This window comes from Ruegeria sp. BB7 (assembly GCF_056539365.1).
In genome coordinates this window covers 416,158-436,302 of sequence record NZ_JBQFUV010000002.1, presented here as the reverse complement: position 1 = coordinate 436,302, position 20,145 = coordinate 416,158, and the positions used below count along the sequence as shown (strand labels likewise).

17 protein-coding genes and 2 tRNA genes are annotated in these 20,145 nt (G+C 56.9%); 8 read left to right on the top strand and 11 right to left on the bottom strand.

The window, feature by feature from the left end; genetic code table 11:
* Window positions 1-29: 29 nt before the first annotated feature.
* Window positions 30-938: an MBL fold metallo-hydrolase gene (locus ACR0D7_RS07340; RefSeq protein ID WP_480678438.1), complete on the top strand. Its 909-nt coding sequence runs from the start codon at window positions 30-32 to the stop codon at window positions 936-938.
* A gap of 83 nt (window positions 939-1,021) precedes the next feature.
* Window positions 1,022-1,096, top strand: a tRNA-Asn gene (locus ACR0D7_RS07335).
* A 216-nt stretch (window positions 1,097-1,312) separates the two neighbouring features.
* Here ACR0D7_RS07335 and ACR0D7_RS07330 read toward each other — a convergent pair.
* Window positions 1,313-1,912, bottom strand: coding sequence for a hypothetical protein (locus ACR0D7_RS07330; RefSeq protein ID WP_480678437.1), 600 nt, complete (start codon window positions 1,910-1,912; stop codon window positions 1,313-1,315).
* A 349-nt stretch (window positions 1,913-2,261) separates the two neighbouring features.
* Between ACR0D7_RS07330 and ACR0D7_RS07325 the strand changes: the two genes are divergently transcribed.
* A tRNA-Asn gene (locus ACR0D7_RS07325) sits at window positions 2,262-2,336 on the top strand.
* Between the two features lie 18 nt (window positions 2,337-2,354).
* On the opposite strand, the gene ACR0D7_RS07320 is transcribed toward ACR0D7_RS07325, so the two are convergent.
* From ACR0D7_RS07320 to zwf, 4 genes are all read right to left on the bottom strand, one after another.
* Window positions 2,355-3,974, bottom strand: coding sequence for a long-chain-fatty-acid--CoA ligase (locus ACR0D7_RS07320; RefSeq protein ID WP_480678436.1), 1,620 nt, complete (start codon window positions 3,972-3,974; stop codon window positions 2,355-2,357).
* Between the two features lie 150 nt (window positions 3,975-4,124).
* Window positions 4,125-5,735: a glucose-6-phosphate isomerase gene (pgi, locus tag ACR0D7_RS07315; RefSeq protein WP_480678435.1), complete on the bottom strand. Its 1,611-nt coding sequence runs from the start codon at window positions 5,733-5,735 to the stop codon at window positions 4,125-4,127.
* A gap of 5 nt (window positions 5,736-5,740) precedes the next feature.
* A complete protein-coding gene (gene pgl, locus ACR0D7_RS07310; RefSeq protein WP_170571963.1) occupies window positions 5,741-6,412 on the bottom strand; it encodes a 6-phosphogluconolactonase in 672 nt (223 codons plus the stop codon).
* On the bottom strand, window positions 6,409-7,857 hold the full coding sequence (gene zwf / locus ACR0D7_RS07305) for a glucose-6-phosphate dehydrogenase (RefSeq protein WP_480678434.1): 1,449 nt from the start codon (window positions 7,855-7,857) through the stop codon (window positions 6,409-6,411). The genes pgl and zwf overlap by 4 nt, the downstream gene beginning before the upstream one ends.
* A gap of 162 nt (window positions 7,858-8,019) precedes the next feature.
* Between zwf and ACR0D7_RS07300 the strand changes: the two genes are divergently transcribed.
* The gene (locus ACR0D7_RS07300; protein ID WP_170383152.1) at window positions 8,020-8,973 is read left to right on the top strand and encodes a radical SAM protein; all 954 of its coding nucleotides are present in this window, start codon (window positions 8,020-8,022) and stop codon (window positions 8,971-8,973) included.
* On the opposite strand, the gene ACR0D7_RS07295 is transcribed toward ACR0D7_RS07300, so the two are convergent.
* Together ACR0D7_RS07295 and ACR0D7_RS07290 are read right to left on the bottom strand one after the other, a co-directional pair.
* Window positions 8,974-9,669, bottom strand: a complete 696-nt coding sequence (locus tag ACR0D7_RS07295) for a lipid-binding SYLF domain-containing protein (RefSeq protein WP_480678433.1) — start codon at window positions 9,667-9,669, stop codon at window positions 8,974-8,976.
* A 99-nt stretch (window positions 9,670-9,768) separates the two neighbouring features.
* The gene (locus ACR0D7_RS07290; protein WP_170383149.1) at window positions 9,769-10,038 is read right to left on the bottom strand and encodes an usg protein; all 270 of its coding nucleotides are present in this window, start codon (window positions 10,036-10,038) and stop codon (window positions 9,769-9,771) included.
* A gap of 194 nt (window positions 10,039-10,232) precedes the next feature.
* On the opposite strand from ACR0D7_RS07290, the gene gyrA reads away from it, so the two are divergent.
* The gene (gyrA, locus tag ACR0D7_RS07285; protein WP_480678432.1) at window positions 10,233-12,959 is read left to right on the top strand and encodes a DNA gyrase subunit A; all 2,727 of its coding nucleotides are present in this window, start codon (window positions 10,233-10,235) and stop codon (window positions 12,957-12,959) included.
* 126 nt (window positions 12,960-13,085) lie between these two features.
* Here the strand turns inward: gyrA and ACR0D7_RS07280 are convergent, their stop codons facing one another.
* The 4 genes from ACR0D7_RS07280 to ACR0D7_RS07265 form a co-directional block, all read right to left on the bottom strand.
* Entirely contained in the window at window positions 13,086-13,808 is a 723-nt protein-coding gene (locus tag ACR0D7_RS07280; RefSeq protein WP_480678431.1) for a M48 family metalloprotease, read from the bottom strand.
* A gap of 271 nt (window positions 13,809-14,079) precedes the next feature.
* Complete coding sequence (locus ACR0D7_RS07275) at window positions 14,080-15,549, bottom strand: carboxypeptidase M32 (protein ID WP_480678430.1); 1,470 nt, start codon at window positions 15,547-15,549, stop codon at window positions 14,080-14,082.
* 4 nt (window positions 15,550-15,553) lie between these two features.
* On the bottom strand, window positions 15,554-16,699 hold the full coding sequence (gene ctaA / locus ACR0D7_RS07270) for a heme A synthase (protein WP_480678429.1): 1,146 nt from the start codon (window positions 16,697-16,699) through the stop codon (window positions 15,554-15,556).
* Window positions 16,700-16,761: 62 nt separating this feature from the next.
* On the bottom strand, window positions 16,762-17,505 hold the full coding sequence (locus tag ACR0D7_RS07265) for an RNA methyltransferase (RefSeq protein WP_480678428.1): 744 nt from the start codon (window positions 17,503-17,505) through the stop codon (window positions 16,762-16,764).
* A 154-nt stretch (window positions 17,506-17,659) separates the two neighbouring features.
* Between ACR0D7_RS07265 and ACR0D7_RS07260 the strand changes: the two genes are divergently transcribed.
* The 3 genes from ACR0D7_RS07260 to ACR0D7_RS07250 are packed head-to-tail and all read left to right on the top strand — an operon-like array spanning window position 17,660 to window position 20,124.
* Entirely contained in the window at window positions 17,660-18,277 is a 618-nt protein-coding gene (locus ACR0D7_RS07260) for a thiamine phosphate synthase (RefSeq protein ID WP_480678427.1), read from the top strand.
* Window positions 18,278-18,322: 45 nt separating this feature from the next.
* A complete protein-coding gene (locus ACR0D7_RS07255) occupies window positions 18,323-19,216 on the top strand; it encodes a PfkB family carbohydrate kinase (protein WP_480678426.1) in 894 nt (297 codons plus the stop codon).
* Window positions 19,213-20,124: a pseudouridine-5'-phosphate glycosidase gene (locus ACR0D7_RS07250; protein ID WP_480678425.1), complete on the top strand. Its 912-nt coding sequence runs from the start codon at window positions 19,213-19,215 to the stop codon at window positions 20,122-20,124. The genes ACR0D7_RS07255 and ACR0D7_RS07250 overlap by 4 nt, the downstream gene beginning before the upstream one ends.
* Window positions 20,125-20,145 lie beyond the last annotated feature (21 nt).

The window sequence follows — 20,145 nt, the reverse complement described above, 5'->3', positions numbered from 1 at the left end:
GGCTGAACCGACAAGAGAAAGAGCACAGAATGCAGGCTCCTGACGATTTCAACCCTCCGGCGGGCCCGGCCATGGAACTGCAGCCGGGATTGCGACGCATTTTGGCCCCGAATCCTTCGCCCATGACCTTTAGGGGCACCAACACCTATCTTCTTGGTACAGCTGAGTTGGCTGTGATCGACCCAGGGCCACTTAGTGAATCCCATTTGCACGCGATTCTGAACGCTGTGCAGCCCGGCCAGCGGATCACTCACATCGTTGTCACGCACACCCATCTTGATCACTCGCCTCTGGCGCGACAACTGGCCGAGCGCACAGGCGCACCGATTCTTGCCTTTGGCGGGCCAGAGGCCGGGCGCAGCTCAGTCATGAGCCGGTTGGCTCAGGATGGCCTTGCAGGCGGCGGCGAAGGTATCGACACGACCTTTGTTCCCGATATCGAACTTCCGGACGGCGCGCAGATCACAGGAGATGACTGGCAGCTTGAGGTGGTTCACACGCCTGGTCATCTTGGCAATCATATTGCTCTGGCATGGGGAGACGTCTGTTTCACTGGCGATCACGTCATGGGATGGGCCAGTTCCCTCGTGTCGCCACCGGACGGGGATTTGACGGATTTCATGGCGGCCTGCCACCGGTTGCACACACGCGACTGGTCGGTGTTTCACGCGGGCCACGGGGCGCCGATAAAAGACCCCGCTGCACGGCTGGAATGGTTGATTAAACACCGACAAACACGCGAAGCACAGATTCTGTCGGCGCTGGAAGATCGCCCCGGAACGGCACGGGACTTGGCCAAACGCATTTACGTGGACACGCCAGCAGCCCTCTTACCGGCCGCCGAAAGAAACGTCTTCGCCCATCTCATTGATCTGGTTGGAAAATCAAAAATCACACCAGAAGGCAAACTATCAAAAGATGCCCGTTTCCTGAGGTAACACAAAGCCGCGGATACTTTTTTGCAAAATCGTCGCATTCCCCACTGGACGGCGAAAATCGGGGTTGTTATATGCCCCTCAGTTCCGGCGTAGCTCAGCGGTAGAGCAGTTGACTGTTAATCAATTGGTCGTAGGTTCGATCCCTACCGCCGGAGCCAAAATCCACCATTAAAAACTCCGATTTTTCGCGCAGGACTCTGCTGTGTTGCGTAGGGTCTGTTGGAGAAACAGAAACTAAACAGAACCTCTGTAAAACGCGCAGTCAGAGTATCATGACACACTATTTAACTGTCGGTATTCGAGTGGGTTTCAAAATAACCTGTTTACTGGACAAGCCAATTCAACTTCAAAATAAAACGCCTGAAGTAATCACCCTAGGGTGCCGTCAATAAACGCATAATTTGAATCAACTTCTCAGCCGGAACCTGAAGGGGCTCCACTTTGAATATGGCCATACGGCCAACAAGTTCGGGCTTATTCAGGAATTCCTCAGCAACTTGCATTCTGGGCCGATCTCCGTAGTCGTCAAACAAAAGCGTTACGGGGCGTTTAATGTTGAACGCCGTGGCCAACGCACAACCGACTCGGAAACGTCCATCGACCAGAACTACGTCAGGGTGCTTGAACGCATCGTTTTGCCAAATGGATAAAGGGTACCTTGGAAAAAGATCCACCCTATCACGGTTTGCAGGAAAACCCCATTTTTTGGTTTGGCCGATATTTACCCACGAAATACTGACTTCAGTTCCAGTGTTAGGTGGATTCTCTTTGAACCAACGGCGCATTTTCCGGGCCCATCGCCGGTCGCTTTCGATACTAAAAACAGTTTTTGCCTCCATCTCTCCGGCCACTACGGTTGAGCCGCCCGACCCGTATTCAAGGATGACAGAAGCATCCTTGTAATGTTCGCGCAGGGCTTGTTGGGCTTCCTCAGGCATCGTTAAAACAGGCTTTTGAAGTTCGGCTGTTTTCAATTAGGTCTCCATGATTCCATAGCGGTTTTCATCTCACGCCCAAACAGTAGCCGAATGGCAGGCTTTCAGATCTTTATACTGTAAACCATCCCATCACAATGAAAGCAGATGGAGTATTTCTCAGCCCTGGGCAGAGGGTTTGATGCCAAGTCGGTTGCAGGCCAAACACAAAGCAACCCAAGGCCTTCTAGGGTGTTTGCTTGTTCCAATACTATGATCGACAAATTCTTAAAATGTGACCTAGAACGCGACTTCAAGGAGGCAGGTTTCCGGCTGGGAAACTTTTCCAAAAAAATTCAAAGCCCGCTCTGGACGCCACAGAAACAGGTTGCTATACGGCGCGAACCGTTCCGGCGTAGCTCAGCGGTAGAGCAGTTGACTGTTAATCAATTGGTCGTAGGTTCGATCCCTACCGCCGGAGCCATATCCCTCTTACTGGCAATCAAGCATTCAAGGCGTTTTCAAAATCCGCTCTTAGTTTGCGTTTTAGAATTTTACCCGTGGCGTTCAGCGGCAAGGCGTCCACAAAAACTACTTTGTCCGGCACCTGCCATTTGGCGATCTTTCCGTCATAAAATGCCAGAACCTCGTCTTCGGTCGGGTCTTCCCCTTCCGCCTTGACGGCCACCAAAAGCGGGCGCTCGTCCCATTTGGGATGTGGCACCCCCACCACAGCGGCGGTCGCCAGCTTGGGGTGCGCGACGGCGATATTCTCCAATTCGACCGAACTGATCCATTCGCCCCCAGATTTTATGATGTCCTTGGACCGGTCACGGATGGTCATGTAGCCGTCAGGATCCAGCGTGGCGACATCGCCGGTGGCAAACCAGCCATCCTGCAGCAATTCGTCATCCTGCATCTGGAAATAGCTATCCAGAACCCAGGGCCCGCGCACCAGCAGATCTCCCTGGGTTTCACCATCATGTGGCAGATCATTTCCGTCGTCGTCGACGATTTTCAGTTCGACGCCATAACAAGGCCGCCCCTGGCTTTCCCTGATCTTGTGCTGCTCTTCCAGCGGCAAGTTGAGATGTCGCGCCAGAGGCTGGTTCGCGGTGCCCAGTGGGCTCATCTCGCTCATCCCCCAGGCATGGATAGTATCGACGCCATAAGTTTCACGGAAGGTTTCGATCATCGAGGGCGGACATGCGGCCCCGCCAATAACTGTTCGCTGCAAGCTGGCCAGTTTGCTTCCGGATTGTTCAGCACAGGCCAGCAGCCCTTGCCAGATCGTCGGGACACCCATGGCCAAGGTGACACCGTAGGTGTCGATCAGTTCCACCAACGCCTCACCATGCAAGCCCGGCCCTGGCAGCACCATACGCGACCCCGACATCGCACAGGCGTAGGGCGATCCCCATGCGTTTACGTGGAACATCGGGACCACCGGCATCACCACATCCATTGCCGAGTACCCGACGACATCGCGTGTATTCGAGCCAAAGCTGTGCAAAACAGTCGAGCGGTGTGAATACAAAACGCCCTTTGGATGTCCCGTCGTTCCAGATGTGTAACACAGGCCAGAGGCCGTGTTTTCGTCAAAGCTGGGCCATTGAAAGCCTGTCTCTCCTGTCTCGATCAGATCGTCGTAGAACTGCACATCCGGAATCTGCGCAATGGCGTCCTCGGATCTTGGCCCCATCAGGACGAAATGTTGAACTTCTGGCACCTGATCGTGCAGGGCCGCGACCAGTGGAATAAAGGTCGCGTCAAAAAACAGAACCCGGTCTTGTGCGTGGTTGATGATATAGGTCAGCTGTTCGGGAAACAGTCGCGGATTGACGGTGTGGCAGACAAAGCCAGCGCCGGAGGTCGCGTAGTAAATCTCAAGATGGCGACGGTTGTTCCAGGCTAGCGTCCCGATCCGGGCTTGTGGCTCCAGTCCCAGCTTAGTCAGCGCCGAAGCCAGTTTCCGCGCGTTTTCGGCCACTTGCGCCCAACTGGTTTCAGTTACCGTCCCATCGGTCTCAACCGAAAAAATCTCGGTTCGACCATGATAGCGGTCAGCATGATCAATCAGCGACGAGATCAGCAAAGGCTGCGTCATCATCTGTCCCAGCATGGACATCCTCCCTTTGGCGGTGCCGTCTGTGCCTCCTGTTTATAACGGGAGCCATGGCATTTCCTCAGAAAGAACCCTGCCAAGCATTTAATTGTCTGACAATAAAAGAATGCGGTTTACCGCACCAACAGCCCTTAAAATACAGGCCGTTTAATCCCGATAGCGCAGCGCATAAGCGACCAGGGCCGCAGTTGATCCATCCTTGCTGTCCGCTTTTTCCTCACCATCCACGATCGGCCCCAGAGAGGTTGCCAATTCCTTGCCCAACTCGACGCCCCACTGGTCAAACGAGTTGATGCCCAGAAGAACGCCTTCGACAAACACGCGATGCTCATACAGCGCGATGATCTGGCCCAGCACAAAGGGCGTGAGCTTTGGGTACATTAAGGTTACGGAAGGGCGATTACCTTTGAACACGCGATGGCGGGCCTGTCGCTCCAGCTCATCACCCGTCAGCCCCTTGTCGGCCATGCGCTGCCGCGCTTCTTCCAGCGTCCGACCGCGCATCAGCGCCTCAGATTGGGCCAGACAATTGGCCAAAAGCAGGCGGTGGTGGTGGGTGAGTTCGGGTTCATGACCTTCGGCGGCAACCATGAACTCACATGGGATCACATCGGTTCCTTGATGGATCAGCTGATAAAATGCGTGCTGGCCATTGGTGCCCGGTTCCCCCCAGACCACAGGGCCAGATGGCAAGGTCAGAGAACTGCCATCCATCGCGACAGACTTGCCGTTTGACTCCATTTCAAGTTGTTGAAAATAAGCTGGAAGCCGCAGCAGGCGTTGATCATAAGGCAGAACAGCGCGGCTGGCATGCCCCAGAACCTGCCGATGCCAAATGCCGACCAAGGCCAGCATCACCGGCATATTCTCGACCCAATCGGCGGCGCGGAAATGTACGTCCATCGCCTGCCCGCCCCGCAAAAATGCGTCAAAGGCGTTCGAGCCGACCGCAATCATCACCGGCAAGCCCACCGGCCCCCAGACCGAGTAACGGCCACCGACCCAGTCTGCAAAACCAAACACGCGCTGCTCGGGGATGCCAAAGTCTTCGGTCTTGTCCACAGCGCTGGACACGGCGGCGAACTGTCTGGCCGGATCGCCACCACCATCCACCATCCACGCCCGCGCTGTGCGTGCGTTGGTCATCGTTTCGATAGTGGTAAACGTCTTGGATGCCACAATCACCAACGTCCGTGTCGGATCAAGCTGCCTCAGAGTGTCCGCAATATGTGCACCATCCACATTGGACACGTAGTGCAGCCGTTGCCCATCGTGATACGGAGCCAGCGCAAGTGTAGCCATTACCGGTCCAAGATCCGAACCGCCAATGCCGATATTCACCACGTCGGTAAAGCTGCCTCCCACACCAGAGATCGCGCCGCCGCGCACCTCTTCGGCAAAAACGCGCATTCGTTGCAGCGTGTCCAGCACATCTGGCATTACATCCAGCCCGTCGACCTCAACCGGTCCACCATCCAGATTGCGCAACGCTGTATGCAGAACCGAGCGCCCCTCGGTTTCATTGATTTTCGCACCCGAGAACATGGCCTCGCGCCGCTCAGACAGCCCCGCGTCGTCACACAGGGCAATCAGGGCCGCGCGGACATCTTCATCAATCTGCGTCTTGGAATAATCAATCAGCAGGTCACCGGTAGACGCCGAAAACGTACCGGCCCGGTTACCATCTTTGTTGAACAGGTCCAAAATGGTCTGATCTGTGCGTTCGGCGGCCAGTGCGGTGAGGGTATCAAGTTTCATCATGTTTACTCCGCCCAGTGCACAGTCATGCCGCTAAGCACTGCAGCTATCGGGGCGTCCTCTGGCGGCAAGGACATGGCGCGGTTCAGGGCTTCTCGTTTTTCAGCTCCAAAAATGATCAGGTGTTTCGACAAAGCACCATCCAATACCGGCGCGGTCAGGGTTATACGCGGCTCGGGCTGAACCTCGGGCCGTGCGACGGCCAGAGGGCGTGCGTGGCTGTCCAGCGCGGCCTCCAAACCGTCCATGCCGGGAAACAACGATGCTGTGTGCATGTCTTCACCCATGCCAAGAACCAGCACCGACAAAGGCCGGATCGGAGCAATCAGGCTTTCGAGTTCAGGTAATACATCCTCGGGTTCCTTACCCGGTACATACAAAGGAATATATTGCGCAACCGAGGCGCGGTTGGTCAGCAAACGTTCACGGATCAAACGCTCGTTCGAGCGTTCATGATCGCCCGGCACGCAACGTTCATCCGTGGGCAGAACCATCACCCGGTCCCACTCAAGATCCGCCGCACAAAGAACGTCAAACACTGGGCCCGGCGTCGTTCCTCCCGGCACCGCCAGCGAAACCATCTCGTTATGCAACAAAGCTGACTCCAACTCGCCCGCCAGCACGTTTGCAACGTCGATGGCCAGCATGTCCCGATCAGCGTATTCTTGTAGTTTCATGGGTTTATCCCTTGCCAACGGCGACCATCACGTTTCATCAGCAGTTCGGCGTCGCCCGGGCCCGTGCTGCCACTATCATATGGTTTGGGGACATCACCACGTGCCTGCCAGCCCGCGATGATCGGGTCGGTCCAGGCCCAGGCGGCTTCTACTTCATCACCACGCATGAACAGGGTCTGGTTGCCCCGGATCACGTCCATTACCAGCCGCTCATAGGCGTCCGGAGGGTCTTGGTTTTCCGACCCCAGCGCCTCGGCAAAACTCATATCTAATGGAACGTCGACCAGACGCATTCCCCCCTGTCCCGGCTCTTTGATCGTTACCTTCAGCGTGATGCCTTCGTTCGGCTGCAAACGGATCGACAACACGTTGGCGTGGCGCCCGGCATCGGCCCCAAAGATCGAATGAGGCGCATCCTTGAACATTACATTGATCACCGACGATCGCGCCACAAGCCGCTTGCCTGTGCGCAAATAGAACGGCGTTCCCGCCCACCGCCAATTGCTAAGGTGCGCCTTAAGCGCGACATAGCTTTCAGTCTTCGAACGCGGATTGCCCACTACCTCACGATAACCTGGGCCATCGCCTTCGAACTGGCCTCTCACGATGTGGTGCGGCTCAACCGGGTCCAATGCGCGGATCACTTTCAGCTTTTCGTCCCGCACCGCGTCGGGATCAAACTTGGCCGGAGGTTCCATCGCAATCAGGCACAGAAGCTGCATCAGGTGGTTCTGCATCATGTCGCGCATAGCACCCGCGCGATCGTAGTATTCCTCGCGCCCATCGATACCGACGGATTCGGCAACCGTGATCTGGATATGATCAACGTATTGGCTGTTCCAGAGCGGCTCGAACAGCATGTTGCCAAATCTAACGGCCATCAGGTTCTGAACAGTTTCCTTCCCCAGATAATGGTCGATCCGATATATCTGCCCCTCGTTGAAGTGCGCCGCGAGAGTGGCGTTCAAAGATCGTGCACTTTCCAGATCGTGACCAAAGGGCTTTTCGACAACGATCCGCGTTTGCTGTGTCGCCAGGTTATGCGCGTGTATCTGTTCGGCCAAAGGCCCAAACAAGCGTGGTCCGACCGAGAAATAAAATGCCCGCACACGATCGGTGGTCAGTTTTGCAGCAAGCTGTGCCCAACCTTCATCCGATTTCGCATCTAGAGGAACGTAATCCACGCGCTGCAGAAATGAGGTAAGCATTTTTGCATCATTACATTGATACGGTGCGTGTTTACGCAACGATTCGGCGACGATTTCATGGAACGCCCCCCGATCATAGGCAGCCCGGGCCGCACCGATAATCTGTACGTCTTTGGGCCATTGCCCAGCACAAAACCGCCGGAACAGTGCTGGCAAAATCTTGCGTAGCGCAAGATCGCCGGTACTGCCGAAGATGATCAGATCGAACGGATCAACAGGTATGACACGAGAAACCATAATTTCCCCTACCTTACCGCCGTTAGCATGTCCAATGTTAGCGCAACCATTTTTAAATTTTTTCCTATCATCAAAACTCTGTCAGGTCCGGCGTGTTGCTCTTAACTAACGTGGTCCCAGAGACTAAATCAGCATAGAGATTTCAAAGAACCGGATACCGGAATGAAAGACAACGCCCTTCCAACCGCCAATATCGGCAAGTTTCAGGACAAACTGGTGACAGCCGACGGCCAAACGCGCGCCTCGGTGGCTCTCAGCAATCCCGATACGTTGTGGTTCAACACCGGTACCCTGTGCAACATCGAATGCGTCAATTGTTACATCGAAAGCAGCCCGACCAATGATGCGTTGGTCTATATCAGTGCGGATGAAGTACGGGACTATCTGGATCAAATAGAGGCCCGCAATTGGCCGATCCGCGAAATCGGTTTTACGGGGGGTGAGCCCTTCATGAACCCCGAAATGATCGACATGACCCGCGCCGCGCTGGAGCGCGGTTACGAAGTGCTGATACTGACCAATGCGATGCTGCCCATGATGCGCCGCAAAATGCGTGAAGGGCTGCTGGAACTTCAGCACGACTATGGAAACAAGCTGACCCTACGTATATCGGTTGATCACTATCGCCCGGAATTGCACGACGAAGAACGTGGGAAGGGCAGCTTTGCCAGAACCCTTACAGGGATGGAGTGGCTACGCGATAACGGGTTCAACATGGCCATTGCCGGGCGAACGGTCTGGGGTGAAAATGACGCCGAAAGCCGAGCTGGCTATGCCGCGTTTTTTGCTGACAACAACTTTGACATCGACGCACAAAACCCTGGCCAAACCGTTTTGTTCCCAGAGATGGACGAAAACGTGGAAGTACCTGAAATAACAACAGCCTGCTGGGGCATTCTGAACAAATCACCAGACGCCGTGATGTGTGCAAGTGCCCGAATGGTGGTAAAGCGCAAAGGAGCTGATCGTCCTGCAGTTCTGGCTTGCACCTTGCTTCCCTATGCGCCCGAATTCGAGATGGGCCACACATTGGCCGAGGCCGAAGCCGATGTGCACCTCAACCACCCCCATTGCGCCAAGTTCTGTGTGCTGGGCGGGGCCAGTTGTTCTGGCTGATCAGTTCAGTTCCGGGGATTTCCAGAACTTTGTTCCAGAGGCCCCGGCAGAGACACGCCAACCTTTCTTGCCCAAAACAAAAAACGACCACCCATCTGTAAAGCGAACCGTTTCGCCCTTGCTCTCGTCGCCATACATGGCCCCGGTTTCGGCGGTGGCGTCATAACCGTTTTCAATGAATTTCTCGAGATCTGCCTGCGTTTCGAACAAGATCACGAATTTGGTCACGAAACCACCGATACCTACGGCCGCACCAACACCTCCGGTACCCATGTTCATATAGGTGCGCTGGCCGGTATCCATTGATACCGCTACACCGCGCCCATATCCGGCCGAAACAGGAAAAACAGTAACCTTGCGTGAATCAAATACCGCATAGCCTGCGCTGATATCATACAGCGCTTTGGCATCAGGATTTTCCGCCAAAAGCTGTGTAAGTACTTCGTTTGCAATTGTATCCAGCTTTGCGCGTGTCTCTTCCGGGGTGGCCTCGTTCGTTACAAGATTAGTTGTTGAATCGAGGGTCTCATCCACGGCATCCGCGCCTTTCCCGATGGTGTCGCCGACGGTTTCCGCCCCGCGCCCAATTGCATCGGCAGTGTTTTCAGCGCCTTTCTTGATTTTATCCAGAACGCCCTCGGCTGAGGCAGGGCCGCACATCAATAAAACGGCAGCTAAAAGCAAATAACGGTGCATAGAACGATTCCATGTGTGACCAATGGTTTGGTCGACACCTTAGCTTAAGGACATAAAAAAATAACTGGCCTTGATTGTTACCGATTAAAAAAACAGTACTCAGTTCACCCTGAACTCACCCACCATGTTGCGCCATTCGCCTGGTGCAATCATCTTTCGATGCGTGAATCGAACTGAATGCAGCGGGCCTTCGATCTCGCGCTGCCAAAAATCAATGAATTCAAATAGCTTTGGGTGATCTGGCGCCAAGTCATACTCTTGCCAGATGAACGTGTTCAGAACGTGGATGTAGTCAGGCATGTGGTAGAAGAATTCAGCCGTCGTCAGCCCGTATCCTTTAAGCATCAACTCGGTTTCGCTTTGCGCCATGCAGACCTCCAAATTTGTTGCAAGGTCTCTTAAGGGTAACACAAGAACCCCCTAACCCTTAGTTAACAATATGTTACTTGGATGTTACGGGGGTTTTTCGCACTCATAAAGGTTGCTTGCTTGCACCTTATGTGCCGGGTCTGATAAGGTGCATCCACAAGATATAGACCCTGCACAAAGAACGGGCAGTTTACGTGAGCGATACGCCAGAAACCTCAGAAAACATGGATGAAACCCCGCCCGAGCGCCCTGTCTATGACGGCCCAACGGTGTCCATCGAATCCGAAATGCGCACGTCCTATCTGGATTATGCGATGTCGGTTATCGTTAGCCGTGCGATCCCCGATCTGCGCGACGGGCTGAAACCCGTACACCGGCGGATTTTGTATGCCATGCACGAGTCCGGGAACACGCACGACAAATCCTATCGTAAATCGGCACGTCCGGTTGGTGATGTGATGGGTAAATACCACCCGCATGGCGACAGCGCGATTTATGACGCGTTGGTAAGGATGGCGCAGGACTTTTCGATGTCGCTGCCGCTGCTGGATGGTCAGGGTAACTTTGGCTCGATGGACGGCGATAACCCCGCTGCCATGCGTTATACCGAAGTGCGTATGGACAAGCCCGCCGCGTCCCTGCTGGCCGACATCGAAAAAGAGACGGTTGATTTTCAGGACAACTACGACGGTAAGGACCGGGAACCGACCGTCCTGCCCGCCCGTTTTCCGAACATGCTGGTTAATGGTGCCGGCGGCATCGCCGTGGGCATGGCGACCAACATCCCGCCGCACAATCTCGGCGAAGTGGTTGATGCCACGCTGGCCCTGATCGATGACCCTGACCTGACCTCGGAACAACTGATTGAATACGTGCCCGGCCCCGATTTTCCGACCGGCGGCGTGATGCTTGGCCGGTCCGGCGCGCGCAAAGCGTATCTTGAGGGCCGAGGCAGCGTCATCATCCGCGCCAAGACCCGCGTGGAGGAAATCCGCCGCGACCGCTACGCCATTGTCGTGGATGAGATCCCCTATCAGGTGAACAAAGCCGCGATGATCGAAAAGATCGCCGAAGCGGTTCGCGAAAAGCGCATCGAAGGCGTGGCCCACGTTCAGGACGAATCCGACCGCAATGGCGTGCGCGTTGTGGTCGAACTAAAACGCGATGCAACGCCCGAGGTGGTGCTGAACCAGCTTTACCGCTTCTCACCGATGCAAACGTCTTTTGGCTGCAACATGCTGGCCCTGAACGGCGGCCGGCCCGAGCAGCTGACCCTGCGCCGGTTCCTGACTTCGTTCATCGACTTCCGCGAAGACGTAGTTGCCCGCCGTACCGCGTACGACCTGCGCAAAGCACGCGAACGCAGCCACATCCTGTGTGGCCTGGCCGTGGCCGTTTCGAACGTAGACGAGGTGGTTGCCACCATTCGGTCTTCGGCAGATGCCGCTCAGGCCCGCGAAAAGCTGATGACCCGCCGCTGGCCTGCGTCAGAAATCGAAGGTTATCTGCGTCTGATCGACGACCCTCTGTCCAAGATGAACGACGACGGCACCTACAACCTTACTGAGGTTCAGGCCCGCGCCATCCTCGACCTGCGCCTGCAACGCCTGACCCAACTGGGCGTCAAAGAGGTCACGGACGAGCTGGAACAACTGGCGGCCAAGATCAAGGAATATCTGGATATTCTGTCCTCGCGCGAGCGCATCATGTCAATCATCGCCGATGAACTGCGAAGCGTCCGGGAACAGTTCGCGGTCGACCGCCGCACCGAAATCGTCGACTGGTCCGGCGACATGGAAGATGAAGACCTGATCGAACGCGAGGATATGGTCGTAACCGTCACGTCTGGCGGTTATATCAAGCGTACCCCGCTGGCCGATTTCCGCGCCCAAAAGCGTGGCGGCAAGGGCCTGTCTGGTATGCAGACCAAAGAAGAGGATGTCGTTACGAACCTCTTCGTGGCCAACACCCACACGCAGCTGTTGTTCTTCACCACCGAGGGCATGGTCTACAAGCTCAAGACCTGGCGCCTGCCGCAATCGGGGCGCACCGGCAAAGGCAAGGCGATTGTCAACATCCTGCCGATCCCAACGGGCGTTTCCATCGCGGCGATCATGCCCGTGGATGTGCCGGATGAAGAATGGGAAAACCTGCAAATTGTCTTCGCCACCAGCGCGGGCGACGTGCGACGCAACCGCCTGTCGGACTTCACCAATGTCCGCCGTAACGGCAAGATCGCTATGAAGCTGCCCGAGGGTGTCGAACTGGTAAACGCCCGCATTTGCTCGGAAGATGAAGACGTGATGCTCGTCACCAATTCCGGCCGCGCGATCCGTTTCCGCACCACCGATGTGCGTGTCTTCAACTCGCGCGAATCCACAGGTGTACGCGGCGTCAAGCTGACCAATGGTGATCGTGTGGTCTCGATGTCCGTCATCCGCCATTTCGAGGCCGACCCCGACGAACGGGCCGCGTACCTCAAGATGCGCCGCGCCGTGGCTGGTATTGCGGATGATGGCGAAACGGATGAGGACGAAGCCGCGCCCGGTTCAATCACTCAGGAACGCTATGCCGAGATGTCAGCCGCTGAGAACCTGATACTGACCATCACCAAGGGCGGTTCAGGCAAGCTCAGTTCCAGCCACGACTACCCGGTCCGCGGACGTGGCGGCATGGGCGTCGCTGCCATGGACAAGGCCATGCGGGGTGGTGAACTTGTTGCCTCCTTCCCGGTTGAGATCGACGACCAGATCATGCTGGCCACCTCCAAGGGCCAGTCGATCCGGGTGCCGGTCGACGGTATCTCGTTCCGCTCGCGCAGCGCCGGCGGTGTGAGGGTGTTCAACACCGGTAAAGGCGAAGAGGTCGTCAGCGTCGCCTGGATCGCCGATCAGGGCGACGAGGACGAAGTGAACGAATAAACGGCAGAAGGCCGAGGCGCATTAGCCTCGGTCTTTTTCTCAGCAGCTGCATTATCAGACAAAGCAGTGTTCTGCACAGTCAGCTATTGCTGACGCAGTTCTACGAAAATCTATTGCTCTGGTTTGTCAGCCACCAATCCGGGACATTGTAGCCTGAACCGCATGGTATCTTTGAGAATTGGGCGGGTGCGTTCCTAGAAAGCGATCACCAGGATCAGGAACTCGCGCGAAGTACAGCGCACCTTTGAGTGGATCATAACCCGCTTTGTAGGCTATCACCGCGCCCAGTTGATCAGCTTCCAATTCAAAGTTCTTTGAATAACTGCGTCCACCAACAAAGGCTCCAAGATCTTGTGCTGCGGCGATGTCATTCGGCCCAGTTCCGGCTATTGTTGCCAGACCCGCCAAAATCACCGCGCCAGCCGCAGCGTTTTGAGCACGTCGAGCTAAATGCCCTTGAATGTGGTGAGCGGCTTCATGCGCCATCACAAATGCAAGTTCATCGTTATTGTTTACATTCCGTGTCAGCGCTTGGGTCATTGTGATCACCGGGCGCCCCGACTTGCTTAAACTCTGATAAGCGTTCGAGGGAGCTTTTTTGTTTGGATCAATGCGGATCAGAAAATCGCAATTCACACCCTGAGTACGGCGACGGCATTCTTGCTCTGCCACTGGTTCAATACGAGAGGCGACCTGACGGAATCTTATTTGCGCCTGCTTTGAACTGACAGGGGCGCTCGCGCGGCCGGGGTTTGGGATAGGTGCCGATGGAGGAGCCGATGGAGGAGCGGTGGTCGATACGCATCCTGCCAACACCGATACAGCCAATACCAACACAGCTCGCTTCATCAAGATACCCTTCTAACTATTTTGAGCACCGATATAGAGTCCGTAGTTATCGATAGGCCCATATTCGAATCCGAGGCTAGGGCCTGTGTAAGCTGTTATTCAATAACAAAGGTAAATGACTATAGCCGCGTCCCGGTTCAGCCGTCGCTGAAATTGTAAGCACAGTTGTACGGGCGCCTCCGGTATGGGCTCACAGCCGACTTCCGTCTCCTTTTTCGATCTGGGTGAGAGATTTCGCTTATTCTTCTGGCAGGCTTACTTCGGCCACTTGTCACAGTCCGTAGAGAACCCCAAACTTCTGTTCCAGATACTCCAACAGGGGTTCCGGGCCCGGTTCAATCCCACCGGCGCGTTGGATGGTCTCGCGTGGAGTGTAGAGCCCACCATAACGCTGAAGATTCTCTCGCAGCCAACCGGTCGCGCCCGAAGTATCCCCCTCAGCCAATTGCGCGTCCAGATCCGGCACCGCCGACCGCAATGCCTGATAAAGGCAACCGGCATAGACATTACCCAATGAATAAGTCGGAAAATAACCGAACAGCCCGACCGACCAGTGAACGTCCTGCAAACACCCGTTCGACGGCTTATCGACAGCATATCCGAAATCCGCCTTAAACCGATCATTCCACGCAGCCTCAAGATCACTGACCTGAAGGTCGCCGCTCATAAGGGCGCGTTCCAGATCAAAACGCAGCATAATGTGGAGGTTATATTGCACCTCATCGGCCTCGGTCCGGATATAGCCGTTATGAACGCCATTTACCGTGGCGTAAAAGGCATCAGCATCCGTGATACCAAAATCGCCAAATGCATCGACCATTTGATCGAAAAGCCAGCCGGTGAAGGCGCGCGAACGGCCCAGTTGGTTTTCATAGATGCGGCTTTGGCTTTCATGCACGCCCATCGATACGCCCTGCCCCAGCGGCGTCAACGCATAGGCCGGGTTGATACCTTGCTCATAGGCAGCATGGCCGACCTCGTGAATGGTTGAATAGAAACAGTTGAAAGGGTCGGTCTCGCTGGTACGGGTGGTAATCCGTACGTCCAGCCCACTGCCCGAACTGAATGGATGCACAGCCTTGTCCACGCGGCCAGTGTTCAGATCATAGCCGAAGGTCGTCGCCAGTTTCTGCGACAGCCGCATTTGTACCTGTTCGTCAAATTGTCGGGCCAAAGCCTGTGGCCCCGGCCTGTCCAGAACAGCCGCACGCAGGGCCACGAGACGCGGGCGCATCTGGTCAAAGATATCAGCAATCTGCGAACCGGTTGTATAAGGCTCATAGTCCTCGACCATGGCGTCATAGACGTCACCACCTTGCGCCAAGGCAGCACCTTCTTCACGTTTGAGCGCCACGACCTCTTGCAGAACTGGCAGAAACGCAGCCACGTCCTCATCTGCGCGGGCTTGCGCCCAAGTGCCTTGCGCAGCGGACGTCACGCGCGCAATTGCCTTGGCCAGATCGGCGGGCACCTTGACCGTTCGCTCGTACGAACGGCGTATATCGCGAAGTTGCGCGCGGGCGACGTCATCCAGCGGGTTGGCTTGATCCAACCATTCAGCCACTCGCGGGTCAGAGCGGCGGGCATGAAGAACTGCTTCGATCGCGGCCATTTCCTCGGCGCGTTGTGGCGCCGCGCCGCGCGGCATCACTGTTTCCTGATCCCAACCCAGCCGCCCGGCAATCTGACCGAGGGCCGAGGTTTCGCGTTGAAAGGCCATCAGGTCGTCATAGGCAGTCATACGGTCAGGCTCCGCGGATTGAAGTAGCGATTGGGTAAGCGGTCAGGAAACGCGCGCGCAGGATCAGGGTCCAGACGACGACAGCCATGAACTGATGGAAAATGGCGATCTGCCATGGGGCCGCGTAGACCACTGTCACGATACCGATGACCACCTGCAGCGACAGTGCGGCAAAGGCCGCATTGAAGGCAAAACGCGTTTGCGGGTGGGCGCTGGTGCTGCCACGTCGCCAGACAATAACGCCGAAGATGAACAGCAGATAGCCAGCACAGCGGTGAATGAATTGCACCAGGCCGGGGCTTTCGAAGAAATTACGCCACGTGGGCTCCAGCATCGTTGCGTCGGGCGGCAGGATTTGCCCTCCGATCAACGGCCAGTCGGTGAATGAGCGTCCAGCGTCGATCCCAGCCACAAGCGCACCAATGAGTATTTGTAAAAAGGCGAAATGCATCAGGCCGGTCGACAGCGAGAACAGCTTTACCTCTTTTGCGCGACGGGCCTGCATCAGGTCACGTTCCTCGCGGCCTAGTTCAAAGATGTACCATGCCAGAAAGCCGAGGATCACGAAGGCCAGCCCCAGATGTACCGCCAGACGATAGCTGGCAACGGCGGTCATCCCCTCGCCCTGCGTCACGCCCGAGGCGACCATCCACCATCCGACCGCGCCCTGAAAGCCGCCCAACAGGCCGGGGATCAGCAGTTTGCCAGTCCATCCAGTTGGGACTTTACGCGCCACGAGGAAACCGAGGAACCCAAGCGCCCAGACAAGGCCGATCACGCGGCCCAGTTGGCGGTGACCCCATTCCCACCAGTATATGGATTTGAAATCACTTAGCTCCATCCACTGGTTCTGAATGCGCCACTGGTCGATCTCTTTGTACTTGTCGAATTCGGATTGCCAGTCGGCCTCGGTCATCGGCGGGATGGCCCCTGTGATCGGGCGCCATTCGGTGATTGACAGGCCGCTGTCGGTCAGGCGGGTGAGTCCACCTACCGCAATCATGATTACGACCAGCGCAAACAGGATCATCAGCCAGACCCGAATGGCCCCGCGGGCGCCACCCCGGCCCCGGTCAATCATCCCCGGTTGAACCGCCTGTTGTTTTTCTGTGTCTGAGACTTCTTCGAAGATGCTGCGCTTGCCGCTCATGCTGTCCTCTTGTGCCTTGGATTTCGTCGCAAGCTAGGGCTTGAGTGGAGATAGGTCCAGCCTCAGCCCTTTTCCTTCCAGCGGACCATCTGACGCATGATCCCGTGCAGCATCTGCACATCCGACCGCGTCATCCGCATTCGAGACCACAGATTGCGCAGGTTGGTCTTCATGCCCTCGGCCTTTTCAGGCGGATAAAAGAAGCCCGCCTCTTCCAACCGGTCCTCATAATGTTCGACCAGCTTTTCGACCTCGATCCCGGTTGCCCAGTCTCCCTTGCCCAGATCGGTAGCTTCATGCACCACGTCTCCGGTCTGGCGCATCCACTCGTAGGCGGTTAGCAACACGCATTGGCCGAGGTTTAGCGAGGCATATTCCGGGTTTACCGGCACCGAGATTATGGCATTGGCCTTGGCGATATCCTCATTCTCAAGCCCCGCCCGTTCGGGGCCAAAAAGAACAGCAACCTTCTCGCCCGCCGCCACCTTCTCGGCCGCGATCTGCATGGCACGTTCAGGGCTGTAAACAGGCTTTGTCAGGCCCCGCTGCCGCGCTGTGGTCGCGAAGATAAAGGTACTGTCGGCCAGTGCTCCACCCAGATCATCAAACAACTGCGCCTCATCCAGCAGCCGCCCGGCCCCACTGGACATCGCCACCGCCTTGGGGTTCGGCCAGCCGTCGCGCGGCGCCACGATCCGCATCCGGTCCAGCCCGAAATTCCACATCGCTCGCGCGGCAGCGCCGATGTTTTCCCCCATCTGAGGGCGCACAAGCACAAAGGAAGGCTGAGATTTATCGCTGGGCATGGCTGTCTCCGGAAAACTGCGCCTGCTGTAATCGGCGCGCCGGCGCAGGGCAAGGCATCGGGGGCTTCAATTACCCAATAAACAGCCATAAAAGTTTGCTTCCCCGGCGCAATCCGCTAAACCGCGCCAAAGACTGAAAGCGAAGGACGCGCCAATGGACACCCCCGAGCAGCCGCAGATTTACCTGATCACCCCGCCGAGCATCTCGTTGAGCGCATTTCCCACCCAGCTGGGGCGCGTACTGGACGGGGCCGAGATCGCCTGCATTCGCATGGCCTTGGGTGGAAATGACGAAGACGCAATCGCGCGTGCTGCTGATGCCTGCCGTGAGGTGGCCCATGCACGGGACGTGGCGCTGGTAATTTCAAACCACGTTCTGCTAGCGCAACGGCTGGGGTTGGACGGTGTGCATCTGGACGACGCCGCACGTTCCGTTCGGGCCACACGTAAAGAGCTGGGCGCGGATGCCATCGTTGGCAGTTTCTGCGGTGCCTCCAGCCATGATGGTATGACCGCCGGTGAAGCAGGCGCGGATTACGTTGCGTTCGGCCCCGTCGGTGCCTCGGCCTTGGGTGACGGTTCCACAGCCGAAAAGGACCTGTTCCAATGGTGGTCCGAGATGATCGAGGTGCCAGTTGTGGCCGAAGGCGGTTTGACCCCCGAACTGATCCGCGAGCTGTCCCCCCACACTGACTTCTTTGGCATCGGAGATGAGATCTGGTCACAGGAGGACCCGCTGGCCGCACTCAAGGCCCTGACCGACGCGATGTGAGCGTTAACCCTTGCGCCCGGGCCGGGGCTACGGCATGAGTTCGTCATGACTCAGAACAGCGAAATCCTGTGTATTGGCTCGGTCCTGTGGGACGTGATCGGACGCTCAGCCAGCGCGATGCGGCAAGGTTCCGACGTGCCGGGGCGGATCACCCGCCTGCCCGGCGGTGTGGCTATGAACATCGCTATGACATTGGTGCGGTTCGGCATGACACCGACCTTGCTGACCGCTATTGGCCGCGACCCCGAGGGCGACGAACTGGTTAATGCCTGCACGCGTCTGGGAATGGCCACGGACCACATCTACCGCTCGCAGGACTTGCCGACCGACCGATATATGGCCGTCGAGGGTGCCAACGGTCTGATTGCCGCAATCGCTGATGCCCATTCGCTTGAGGCCGCCGGGGCCAAAATCCTGCACCCGCTGATGCACGGGCCGCTGGGAACTGAAAACGCCCCCTTCGAAGGCCCCATCGCGCTGGATGGCAATCTGACGCTGAACCTGCTGGAGGAGATAGCCCAAAGCCCGGCCTTTGCGAAGGCTGACCTACGCGTGGCCCCGGCCTCGCCCGGTAAGGCCGAGCGTTTGCTTCCGTTTCTGAAACACGCCCGTGCAACGCTTTATGTGAACCTCGAAGAGGCGGGAATCTTGTGCCAGCGCGAATTCACCGACTCTGAAAGCGCTGCCAAAGGATTGCTGAACCGTGGCGCGCTGCGCGTGCTGGTCACGGACGGAGGCAACTCAGCGACTGTCGGCAGCTTCGACGAAATCCTGACCCAAACACCCCCATCCGTTCTGGTCACCCGTGTGACCGGCGCGGGGGACACATTCATGGCGGCCCATATCGCCTCAGAATCCGGCGGAGCATCCAGCGGCGAGGCCCTGAGCCGCGCCCTGCACGCCGCCGCAACTTACGTTTCCGGAGAAACCCCACTGTGATTGATTTCCAATACTCTGCCGAGGTTCGCACAGCCAAGGACGCGGGCCAACCCATCGTTGCGCTGGAAAGCACCATCATCACCCATGGCATGCCCTACCCTCAGAACATTGAGGTCGCAGCGCAGGTTGAACAGGATATCCGTGACGCGGGTGCTGTTCCGGCTACGATTGCCGTGATCAACGGCAAACTGCATGTAGGTCTGGAAGCCGATGAATTAAGCACCTTGGGTCAGGCACAGGGCGTCGCCAAACTGTCACGCGCAGATATGGCCGCCTGCATTGCCGCTGGCGGCACCGGGGCCACGACGGTTGCGGCCACAATGATTGCTGCGCACTATGCAGGGGTTGAGGTCTTCGCCACTGGCGGCATTGGCGGCGTGCATCAGGGGGCCGAAACCTCATTCGACATTTCTGCCGACCTGCACGAACTGGCACAGACACCGGTGACGGTTGTGGCCGCTGGCGCGAAGGCGATCCTTGATCTGGCGAAGACGCTAGAAGTTCTTGAGACGTTGGGCGTTCCCGTCATCGCGCATGGTCAGGACGAATTCCCTGCCTTCTGGTCAGCCAAATCCCCTTACGCTGCGCCCCTACGCATGGACAGCGCCACGGACATCGCCAAGGCCCACTCCACACGTCGTGCGCTTGGCCTACCTGGTGGCCAGCTGGTTGCCAACCCCATCCCTATCGCAGATCAAATCCCGGCCGAGGAATTAGCCCCAATCATCACCTCGGCCCAGGCCGATGCTGATACGCACCGGATCACCGGCAAAGGCGTCACGCCTTACTTGCTGCAACGAATTTATGAACAGACCGAGGGTCGCTCACTAACCGCTAATATCGCACTGGTTCGCAACAATGCGCGGCTGGCGTCAGGTATCGCAATAGCGCTGGCCAAAGGCACGTAAGACTGGCCTATTGCACCAAAG

What these genes read in the sequence shown, in the direction of transcription:
- ACR0D7_RS07320 (WP_480678436.1), bottom strand. Translation starts at nt 3,974, where the DNA reads ATGCTGGGACAGATGATGACGCAGCCTTTGCTGATCTCGTCGCTGATT.
- ACR0D7_RS07265 (WP_480678428.1), bottom strand. Translation starts at nt 17,505, where the DNA reads ATGCCCAGCGATAAATCTCAGCCTTCCTTTGTGCTTGTGCGCCCTCAG.
- ACR0D7_RS07295 (WP_480678433.1), bottom strand. Translation starts at nt 9,669, where the DNA reads ATGCACCGTTATTTGCTTTTAGCTGCCGTTTTATTGATGTGCGGCCCT.
- ACR0D7_RS07260 (WP_480678427.1), top strand. Translation starts at nt 17,660, where the DNA reads ATGGACACCCCCGAGCAGCCGCAGATTTACCTGATCACCCCGCCGAGC.
- ctaA (WP_480678429.1), bottom strand. Translation starts at nt 16,699, where the DNA reads ATGAGCGGCAAGCGCAGCATCTTCGAAGAAGTCTCAGACACAGAAAAA.
- ACR0D7_RS07340 (WP_480678438.1), top strand. Translation starts at nt 30, where the DNA reads ATGCAGGCTCCTGACGATTTCAACCCTCCGGCGGGCCCGGCCATGGAA.
- pgi (WP_480678435.1), bottom strand. Translation starts at nt 5,735, where the DNA reads ATGAAACTTGATACCCTCACCGCACTGGCCGCCGAACGCACAGATCAG.
- ACR0D7_RS07255 (WP_480678426.1), top strand. Translation starts at nt 18,323, where the DNA reads ATGACTCAGAACAGCGAAATCCTGTGTATTGGCTCGGTCCTGTGGGAC.
- pgl (WP_170571963.1), bottom strand. Translation starts at nt 6,412, where the DNA reads ATGAAACTACAAGAATACGCTGATCGGGACATGCTGGCCATCGACGTT.
- ACR0D7_RS07300 (WP_170383152.1), top strand. Translation starts at nt 8,020, where the DNA reads ATGAAAGACAACGCCCTTCCAACCGCCAATATCGGCAAGTTTCAGGAC.
- ACR0D7_RS07290 (WP_170383149.1), bottom strand. Translation starts at nt 10,038, where the DNA reads ATGGCGCAAAGCGAAACCGAGTTGATGCTTAAAGGATACGGGCTGACG.
- zwf (WP_480678434.1), bottom strand. Translation starts at nt 7,857, where the DNA reads ATGGTTTCTCGTGTCATACCTGTTGATCCGTTCGATCTGATCATCTTC.
- ACR0D7_RS07275 (WP_480678430.1), bottom strand. Translation starts at nt 15,549, where the DNA reads ATGACTGCCTATGACGACCTGATGGCCTTTCAACGCGAAACCTCGGCC.
- ACR0D7_RS07280 (WP_480678431.1), bottom strand. Translation starts at nt 13,808, where the DNA reads ATGAAGCGAGCTGTGTTGGTATTGGCTGTATCGGTGTTGGCAGGATGC.